Source organism: Bacteroidota bacterium (assembly GCA_030706565.1).
Lineage (GTDB): Bacteria > Bacteroidota > Bacteroidia > Bacteroidales > JAUZOH01 > JAUZOH01.
Window position 1 is genome coordinate 1 of the sequence record JAUZOH010000154.1, and the last position, 8,386, is coordinate 8,386.

Sequence of the window (8,386 nt, forward strand, 5' to 3'; positions counted from 1 at the left end):
GATGATTATTTAAGGTATAAATATTCCTGGGCATGGAGTGATACTTTGACAGACGGGACATCGGCCCTTGATACAACTCTTGTTTATGCGCCTATTGCAAAACCGGATAAGAATACGGTCTTTTATGTTACCATGATTGATACCAATGGTTGTGTACATAGCGATCAGATTTTAGTGAAGGTCAATAAGCTATTTGTTCCCAATGCTTTCACTCCAAACGGAGACGGCATTCACGATACCTGGCACATTCCGTTTGCCGACAAGGTGGATGGTTTAGAGGTGCTTGTGTTTAACCGTTGGGGCGAACAGGTATTTCATTCTTCGGGATATGGGGCTGATCAGGAATGGAACGGTACCTATAAAAATCATGGGGATAAACTTCCTGTGGGCACCTATTATTTTGTGATTAAGATACCAGGCGACTCACCTGTTACCGGAAGTGTAACCTTGATCAGGTAAATCAGTAATAAGGCTGATTTTAGTGCAGATTGAGATATAATTATTGAATATGGAAACTTATCAATAAGTACATGAAAAAACTAATTAAACTAACGGTCATCCTGTTTATTATTTGTTCTGCAGGAGCGAACGCGCAACAAAGCCCTCAGTATACGCAATATATGTATAATGAGTTTGTTATCAATCCGGCCATTGCGGGTACACTTAATTCCTATCAGATCCGTTCCTGTAACCGTTTTCAATGGGTGGGGATAGATGATGCGCCAATAACCAATACTTTGAGTTTCTATGGCCCTGATGCTAAAAGGGATATGGGCTATGGGGGTTACGTTTATCATGATGTAACCGGTCCTACAAGTCAGACAGAGGTAAGCGGATCTTATGCCTACAATATTGCCTTAAACCCGGATATTCGACTTTCCATGGGTTTAGCCCTGGGCATTAAACAATTCAGGGTTGACGGCACTCAGCTTACTTTCGACGATGGGGTTGAAGATCCTCATGCCCCTGCGTCAATTATGAGCTCCCTGGTCCCTGATGCTGCTATTGGCGTTTATATGTATTCGTCAAATTTCAATGTGGGATTTGCTGCCAATCAGCTTTTTAATAATAAACTTAACCTGGTGAAAGGCGAAACAGCTTTAAATAGACTGCGCAGCCATTTTTTCCTTACCGGCGGGTATAAATATTTCTTTAACCGTACCTGGGCCGTTGAACCTTCGGCAATAATTAAGGGAATGTATCCAGTACAGATTCAGGCTGAATTAAATGCTAAAGTAATTTACCATAATATGGTCTGGGGTAGCTTATCCTTCAGGACACATGATGCTGTGTCTGTTCTCCTGGGGTATAATTTTAAAGACAAGTTTATTTTTGGGTATTCATATGATTTGTCAGTTTCCAAGTTCTCTACATACAACAATGGATCTCATGAAATTATGATAGGTTATAAGTTTAATTCCATTAAAAACGCCAGACGTTAATTAAAATTATTGACCGCTGTTTTCCTGTTTCATTTTATTGATGTAGGTTTGTATAAAATTTAGTTGGGGTAAAAGATTAGCTTAAGATGAAATTTATTGAGTATCAATTTTTCCCCGTAATGGTTAATTGAACTTTGGATATGACAAAGAATATTTTTTGCTATTTGTTGTTGTTATTGTGCTTGTTGGGATGTGGACGTCATAAAGGTGAAATTATCCCTCAACGAAAGCTGGTACCTTTACTGGTTGATATGCACCTTGCCAACGCGTTGAATGCTGGTGGTATGCAAAATGCTATGGAAGCTATTGATACCAGCATTACCGAATATTACAACAGTGTATTGAAGAAATATAATGTAACCCGTGCTGATTTCGACAGTACCATGGCTTACTATTCAAAAAAGCCTAAACAGTTTGATAAGATTTACGAGAAAGTGATCAGTAAATTATCGGATCAGGAAGGTTCTTTTGATCAACCCATGGCTTTTGGCTTGGGTCAATTGGAAAATTTATGGAACCAGAAACCTGATTGGATGCTCCCTCAGGATGGTAAAGACAGCCGCATTGAATTTAATATACCCTTGCATAAATTAGGGACATATACTCTTAGTGCTGAGATTAAATTATGTTCTGATGATGCTTCAGAAAAACCCTCTATGGTTGCTTTTTATTCATATAATGATGGGACTAAGCTGGGTTACCGGGATTATTTTCCGCCAATGCCTTTGACAAAGAACAACAGGTTTACTGTTCATTCCATTACCAAGGAATTAAAAGATAAAAAGGTTACCTGTATCAGGGGATACCTGATCAATCATGTTTCTCTTAAAGGAAATGGTTCGAAACATGCAGAGGTTCATTCAATTAAACTTGTTTATACTCCTGCACAAAAGAAATAAATCATCATTTCATTGAGAAAAATTTCTGCCCATTATATTTTTCCTGTCGGTGCTGCACCCTTGAAGAATGGGATTGTAGTTCTGGATGATGGCGGCTTAATTCTGGATGTGATTGATACTGGAGGTATCCTCCGGGAAGCAGAAAATATTGAGTTTTATAATGGTATTCTTGTTCCCGGTTTTATAAATGCTCATTGTCACCTGGAATTATCACATTTGAGGGGAAAATTTGCTGAAAAAACCGGGCTTTGTGGTTTTATCCGGCAGGTTAAAGAACTCAGGGAAAGCAATCCGGATGAGATAATCAGCGAGGCTGCCCGGGCTGACAGGGAAATGCAGGATAACGGCATTGTTGCAGCAGGTGATATTTCAAATAATGCCCTTACTTTTGAGGTTAAACAAAAAAGCAAAATCCTGTACCACACTTTCGTGGAAATTTTCACATCAAAAAGCGTGGATATACCCGCAATTTTTAATAATGGACTGCTGTTATATGATCAATTGAGGTCTATGGGGCTGAAGGCTTCCATTACTCCTCATGCCCCATATTCAGTAGCTGTAGGGCTTTATGATCTGATTTCGAAATTTGCAACTCAAAATCATAGCATACTTTCTGTTCACAACCAGGAGAGTGAAGCAGAAAATCAGTTGTTCCTTTCCCGGCAGGGGGAAATGGCCGACTTTTTCTTTAAAGATTTGAAAGTAGCCCCGGATTTTATTGCATCTAAATGCATAAATTCCTTGCATGCCACATTGCCTCATTTACCTTCAGCAAATGGGCTTTTACTTGTACACAATACTTTCACAAGTGAAGCAGATGTAGATTTTGCACAAAATTATTCAGGAAATATTTCCTGGGTGCTCTGTCCGAATTCAAATTTATTTATTGAAGATACTCTTCCGGATATTACTATGTTCCGGAGGAAGCACCTGTGCCTTGCCCTGGGGACGGACGGTTATACTTCTAATCATCATCTTTCTGTTTTAGATGAAATGAAAACTATCTCAAGGTATTTCCAGGATATTCCTTTTAGGGATCTGCTTCAATGGGCTACAATCAATGGCGCCCTTGCCCTGGGGATGGATAAAATCAACGGTACAATTGAAAAAGGGAAACATCCCGGGCTCAACCTGATTCATCCTTTTGATTTTGAAAATCAGAAACTTTTACCTGAAAGTAAAGTCACCGTAATTATTTAGTATTTTTGCATTTTCATTTTGAATTATGGCTACGTTTTTATTCGATAAGATTATTTTTGGGCCTGTTAAAAGCCGCAGATTAGGGGTATCATTAGGAATTAACTTACTTCCGGAAACAGCAAAATTCTGTAATTTCAATTGCATATACTGCGAATGTGGGTGGAATCCCGAACGCAAGGAACCTGTTACTTTTCATTCCCGGGAGGAGGTTAAAAAAGCTTTGGATAAAAAGCTCAAAGATATGATGGAGCATAATCAAAAACCTGATGTGATTACTTTTGCCGGGAACGGTGAACCCACCATACATCCCGAATTTGCCGGAATTATTGATGATACCCTTGAATTAAGAAACCTGTATTTTCCTTCTGCCAAGGTGGCTGTCTTGTCCAATGCAACGATGTTGCATAATCCTGCTGTATTTGCTGCTTTGAACAAAGTGGACGACAACATCCTGAAGTTGGATTCGGCAAATGAAGCCACAATCCGTTTGCACAACAATCCTTATCCGGGTTTTTCCCTGGCTAAACTGATGGAGCATTTGAAGGCATTTAAAGGTCATCTTATTATTCAGACTCTTTTTCTGAGAGGAAAATGTAAAGGCCATTTGATTGACAACACGGTACCTTCTGAATTAGATCCCTGGTTGGAAGCTCTAAAGGTTATTAACCCTCGGGAGGTGATGATTTATACCATTGCACGTGATACGCCTGCCCAGGGATTGGAAAAAGTTCCTTTAAAAGAGTTAAAGGAGATTGCTGCAAAAGTTCAATCGTTGGGATTTAAAACTCAGGTTTCCGGTTAAAAATTATTGCTTGGTTTTGGCTTTATCCAGGGTAAAGGAAAAGACTGAACCTTCGTTTAATTTGCTTTTAACGGTAATCGTCTGGCCATGGGCTTCAATAATATGTTTGACGATGGCCAATCCTAAGCCTGTTCCGCCCTGTTCCCGTGAGCGGCTCTTGTCTACGCGGTAAAAACGTTCGAAGATCCGGGATATCTCATTTTCAGGAATTCCAATGCCATTATCCCTTACTTCGATTAGTACTTTATCTCCTTTGGGATTGAAACTTAAGGTCACTTTCCCGTTTTTCTTGCCATATTTAATTGCATTGGCCACCAGGTTATTCATTAACTCTGAAATCCGCTGCCTGTCAGCGAATACTTTTACCGACCGGTCATATTTTTTATCAAATTCCAACTGTATATTGTGCTTTTTGGCCCTCATGTCATGAAGTTCAAAAATTTCTTCAGTCAGTTTAAGGATATTGAAATTTTCCATTTCCAGTTTCAATTCTCCAGATTCCAGGCGGGAAATGGATTCCAGGTCTTCAACAATTGAAATCATCCGGTCAACGCTTTTAGCCATTCTTTCCAAATAAAGCTTATTGACCTTTTTATCGTTGATTCCCCCTTCAAGCAGGGTCAAAACATAGCCCTGGATATTGAAAATTGGGGTTTTCAACTCATGTGAAACATTTCCGATAAAATCTTTGCGGTATTGTTCAAGTTTCTTGAGCTGATCAATTTCTGCCGTTTTCTCAATCCTCCAGGAGGATTTGTCCTGTTTTACTTCGGAAGTATAGACATCATCCTGAACAGAGAATTTCTGCAATTTCTTTTTTTGTGCCTGTTTGCTTTTAATATCCTCAGCAGACTTTAATCTTTTTTTGATAAAATCATCAACCAGAGAGCGGGCCAGTAAATAGATCAGTAAGAAGAAAAATAGTAAAACTGAAAATTTGAAAAAATAACTGTTGAATCCAAGAATTTCGGGGAATATAAAGACTAATCCTGCCAGCAGAGTAGCTAAAAATGAGAGGATTAACGCTATTGATTTCGTGGATAATGATTTCATTAAATAATCTTATTTACTATTTATTGCCAGAATTTCTTCAAGGTATTTGCGGTCGTTTGAAAGCCGGGGTACTTTATTTTGGCCTCCCATTTTACCTTTCATGCTAAGCCAACTGTAAAATGTTCCGCTTTTCATGTTTCTGACTATTGGTTTGCCCAGTGTAATATTTTTATATCGTTTGGCTTCATAATCTGAGTTAACTGAACATAAAGCATTATCAAGCAAGGAAGTGAAATAATCTAAATTTTTAGGCTCTTTTTCAAACTCTATGAGCCATTCATGTGCTCCGTTGCGTTTATCATTCATAAACACAGGTGCAGCCGTATATTCCTTTATCAGTGCGCCTGTTTTTTCGCAGGCAATTTTCAATGCCTTATCTGCATTGTTTACCATCATTTCTTCCCCAAAAGCATTGATATACTGGTGTGTACGACCAGTGATGATGATTTTATGGGGATAAACAGAAGTAAACCTGACCGTATCGCCAATGATATATCGCCATAAACCGGCATTGGTAGAAATAACCATTGCATAGTTTTTCCCAGTCTCTACTTCATCTAAGGTAAGGGTGCGGGGCTGGTCCTCACAAAAATGTTCCATGGGAATAAATTCATAGAATATCCCATAATCAAGCATCAGCAACATATCGTTGGTAGAAGGTTCATCCTGAATGGCAAAGAAACCTTCAGAAGCATTATAAGCTTCAACATAATGCATGTTTTCGGAAGGGATAAGTTTTTTAAACTGTTCTCGATAGGGTTCGAAACTAACACCTCCATGATTGAAAAGTTCAAGATTGGGCCATATTTCAAGAAGGTTATTTTTCCCTGTTACCTCAAGTATGTGTTTAATCAAAACCATGTTCCAGGAAGGGACTCCGGCAATATTGGTAATATTTTCCTTTAAGGTTGTCCGGGTAATTTTTTCAACTTTTTCTTCCCAATTTTCCAGCAAGGCGATATCTGCTTTGGGCGTTCGAATTAAATCAACCCAGAAAGGTACATTTTCAATCAGTATTGCAGACAAATCGCCATAATAGGATTGATTGCTGAAATTATTGATCTGGTGGCTTCCGCCCAGGGTAAGTCCTTTGCCGCTGAAAATTTTGGTATTGGGATAATTACGGGTGTATAGGGCTAGAATATCTTTGCCCCCCCTGAAATGACATCTTTCAAGAGCTTCTTTACTGACGGGAATAAATTTGCTTTTATCATTTGTAGTACCCGATGATTTGGCAAACCATTTTATTTCTGTAGGCCACAGTAGATTTTGTTCTCCGTCGCGTAAGCGGTTTACATAAGGTTTTATTTCTTCATAGGTTTGAAGGGGTACCCTCTGCTGAAAAGTATTTATACTATCGATACTGGCGTAATCATACTTTTTCCCCCATTCTGTGGGGGCAGCCTGCCTGATTATTTCGAACAAAACTTCCCGCTGAACATCGGAAGGATATTGGCGAAACAATTCAATTTCATGATTCCTTTTAATATTGATCCAATTTATTATGGAATTTAAAACACGCATGGTTTTAATATTTTGTCAATTAGTTTTAGAAAATATATGACTTCTATAAATTTTCAATTTTAAAGTAAAACAAAAAATCCCAATAATATTATGTTGATCATAAATTTTTAATACTAAACCTCAGGTATTGAAAAATCTTTTAGAAGAAACTAATAAAAGCAAAGGCAGAGCATATTTCATGTTGCCATTATTAAGAAGAGATGGTCATTAAAGTAATCGATCTGTTATTTGTATTTTTAAAAAACGCAATCCAAAATTCTTTTGATAATTCCGGCTAATAATATAGAACAAAGAACTTCAAGCGCACAGATGGTCATTGCTTTCTTCCAACCATATTCTTTCCATAGCACAGAAATGGTGGCAACACAGGGGACATAAAACATACTGACTATGGCCAGGGTGATCATTTGTTGAGGACTTAAGGCCGCAGCAAAGTTTGTAGTTCCCAGGTAAGCGGCCAGCATGACCAGAATTAATTCTTTACGGAGAATTCCGAAAAACAGCAAAATTCCTGTGATTGCCGGAAGTCCGAGCCATTTGACTGTGATGGGACTTAAAAACGAAGAAATTGCAGGCATCCAACCGGCCAAATTGATGGCATGAATTACAACTCCGGAAACGATCACAATTGGAGCGGCAATAAAAACAAATTCCTTTAATGAATCCCAAGTCTGATAAAGTATGGTTTTTAATTGCGGGGTCTTGTAATCGGGCATAGGCATGATCAGTTCTACCGGTTCTCCAATTAACAGCTTGGAAGAAATTTTACCAACCAGAAAAATCAGGATTAGGGCAAGAAGGTATAATCCAAGGGCCCATAAAAGTCCGACATATTTGCCGACTAATCCGAAAACAATGACAGAAATTGCAGAACAGGGGACAAGAGTTACCAAAACAGCCGTAATAAATCTTTCCCGTTTTGATTCCATTATGCGGCAGGAGAGGCAGCCGGGCACATTGCATCCGAATCCTATGATAAAAGAAATACAACCTTTTCCATGGATGCCCATTTTATGCATCAGTTTGTCCATCAGGAAAGAGATACGGGCAATGTAACCCCAGTCCTCCAGGATGTATAAAAAGATATAAAAAGGTAAAATATAGGGGAAAGCTATTTGAATTAATGCAAGTATACTTTCGATTGCCGCCCAACTGAGTGAAGCCAGAAATGTTGTTCCAACAGTTCCATTCCACCAGGTTTGAAAATTTTTAAATACAGTATCAAACAGGCCGGAAAGCCAATTTCCAAAACTAAAGACACTGAGAAACATTCCCCCAAGTATCAGTGTCATTACAAGATAGCCTGTGAATTTATTGGTGGTGATTTCATCCAGCTTATCACTCAGAGAAATTTTTCTGTGAGTGATGGTTTCTATTTCCCGGGTAATCTGGTAGGCGAGATTGCTTCTTTCATCGGCAATGACAAGGGAAGAATCATGCCCGTGAATTTCTTCCAGTTTCTCACA

At 38.7% G+C, this 8,386-nt stretch carries 8 protein-coding genes; 5 read left to right on the forward strand and 3 right to left on the reverse strand.

The window, feature by feature from the left end; all coding sequences use genetic code 11:
• The 5 genes from Q8907_09250 to Q8907_09270 form a co-directional block, all read left to right on the forward strand.
• Nucleotides 1–459: gliding motility-associated C-terminal domain-containing protein (locus tag Q8907_09250; GenBank protein MDP4274449.1), on the forward strand; the 459-nt coding region annotated here is incomplete at its 5' end.
• A gap of 71 nt (nt 460–530) precedes the next feature.
• Nucleotides 531–1,442: a type IX secretion system membrane protein PorP/SprF gene (locus Q8907_09255; protein ID MDP4274450.1), complete on the forward strand. Its 912-nt coding sequence runs from the start codon at nt 531–533 to the stop codon at nt 1,440–1,442.
• Nucleotides 1,443–1,582: 140 nt separating this feature from the next.
• Nucleotides 1,583–2,341: a DUF4296 domain-containing protein gene (locus tag Q8907_09260; GenBank protein ID MDP4274451.1), complete on the forward strand. Its 759-nt coding sequence runs from the start codon at nt 1,583–1,585 to the stop codon at nt 2,339–2,341.
• Nucleotides 2,342–2,353: 12 nt separating this feature from the next.
• Nucleotides 2,354–3,541, forward strand: coding sequence for an amidohydrolase family protein (locus Q8907_09265; protein ID MDP4274452.1), 1,188 nt, complete (start codon nt 2,354–2,356; stop codon nt 3,539–3,541).
• A 25-nt stretch (nt 3,542–3,566) separates the two neighbouring features.
• Entirely contained in the window at nt 3,567–4,343 is a 777-nt protein-coding gene (locus tag Q8907_09270; GenBank protein ID MDP4274453.1) for a radical SAM protein, read from the forward strand.
• Nucleotides 4,344–4,346: 3 nt separating this feature from the next.
• Here the strand turns inward: Q8907_09270 and Q8907_09275 are convergent, their stop codons facing one another.
• The 3 genes from Q8907_09275 to Q8907_09285 form a co-directional block, all read right to left on the reverse strand.
• Nucleotides 4,347–5,396, reverse strand: coding sequence for an ATP-binding protein (locus Q8907_09275; GenBank protein MDP4274454.1), 1,050 nt, complete (start codon nt 5,394–5,396; stop codon nt 4,347–4,349).
• Between the two features lie 9 nt (nt 5,397–5,405).
• On the reverse strand, nt 5,406–6,920 hold the full coding sequence (locus Q8907_09280; protein ID MDP4274455.1) for a GH3 auxin-responsive promoter family protein: 1,515 nt from the start codon (nt 6,918–6,920) through the stop codon (nt 5,406–5,408).
• Between the two features lie 236 nt (nt 6,921–7,156).
• Nucleotides 7,157–8,386 (reverse strand): nucleoside recognition domain-containing protein (locus tag Q8907_09285; protein MDP4274456.1); only part of this gene is annotated, 1,230 nt, incomplete at its 5' end.

Coding starts and splice junctions, on each gene's coding strand:
- Q8907_09255 (MDP4274450.1), top strand. CDS start 531: ATGAAAAAACTAATTAAACTAACGGTCATCCTGTTTATTATTTGTTCT.
- Q8907_09260 (MDP4274451.1), top strand. CDS start 1,583: ATGACAAAGAATATTTTTTGCTATTTGTTGTTGTTATTGTGCTTGTTG.
- Q8907_09270 (MDP4274453.1), top strand. CDS start 3,567: ATGGCTACGTTTTTATTCGATAAGATTATTTTTGGGCCTGTTAAAAGC.
- Q8907_09275 (MDP4274454.1), bottom strand. CDS start 5,396: ATGAAATCATTATCCACGAAATCAATAGCGTTAATCCTCTCATTTTTA.
- Q8907_09280 (MDP4274455.1), bottom strand. CDS start 6,920: ATGCGTGTTTTAAATTCCATAATAAATTGGATCAATATTAAAAGGAAT.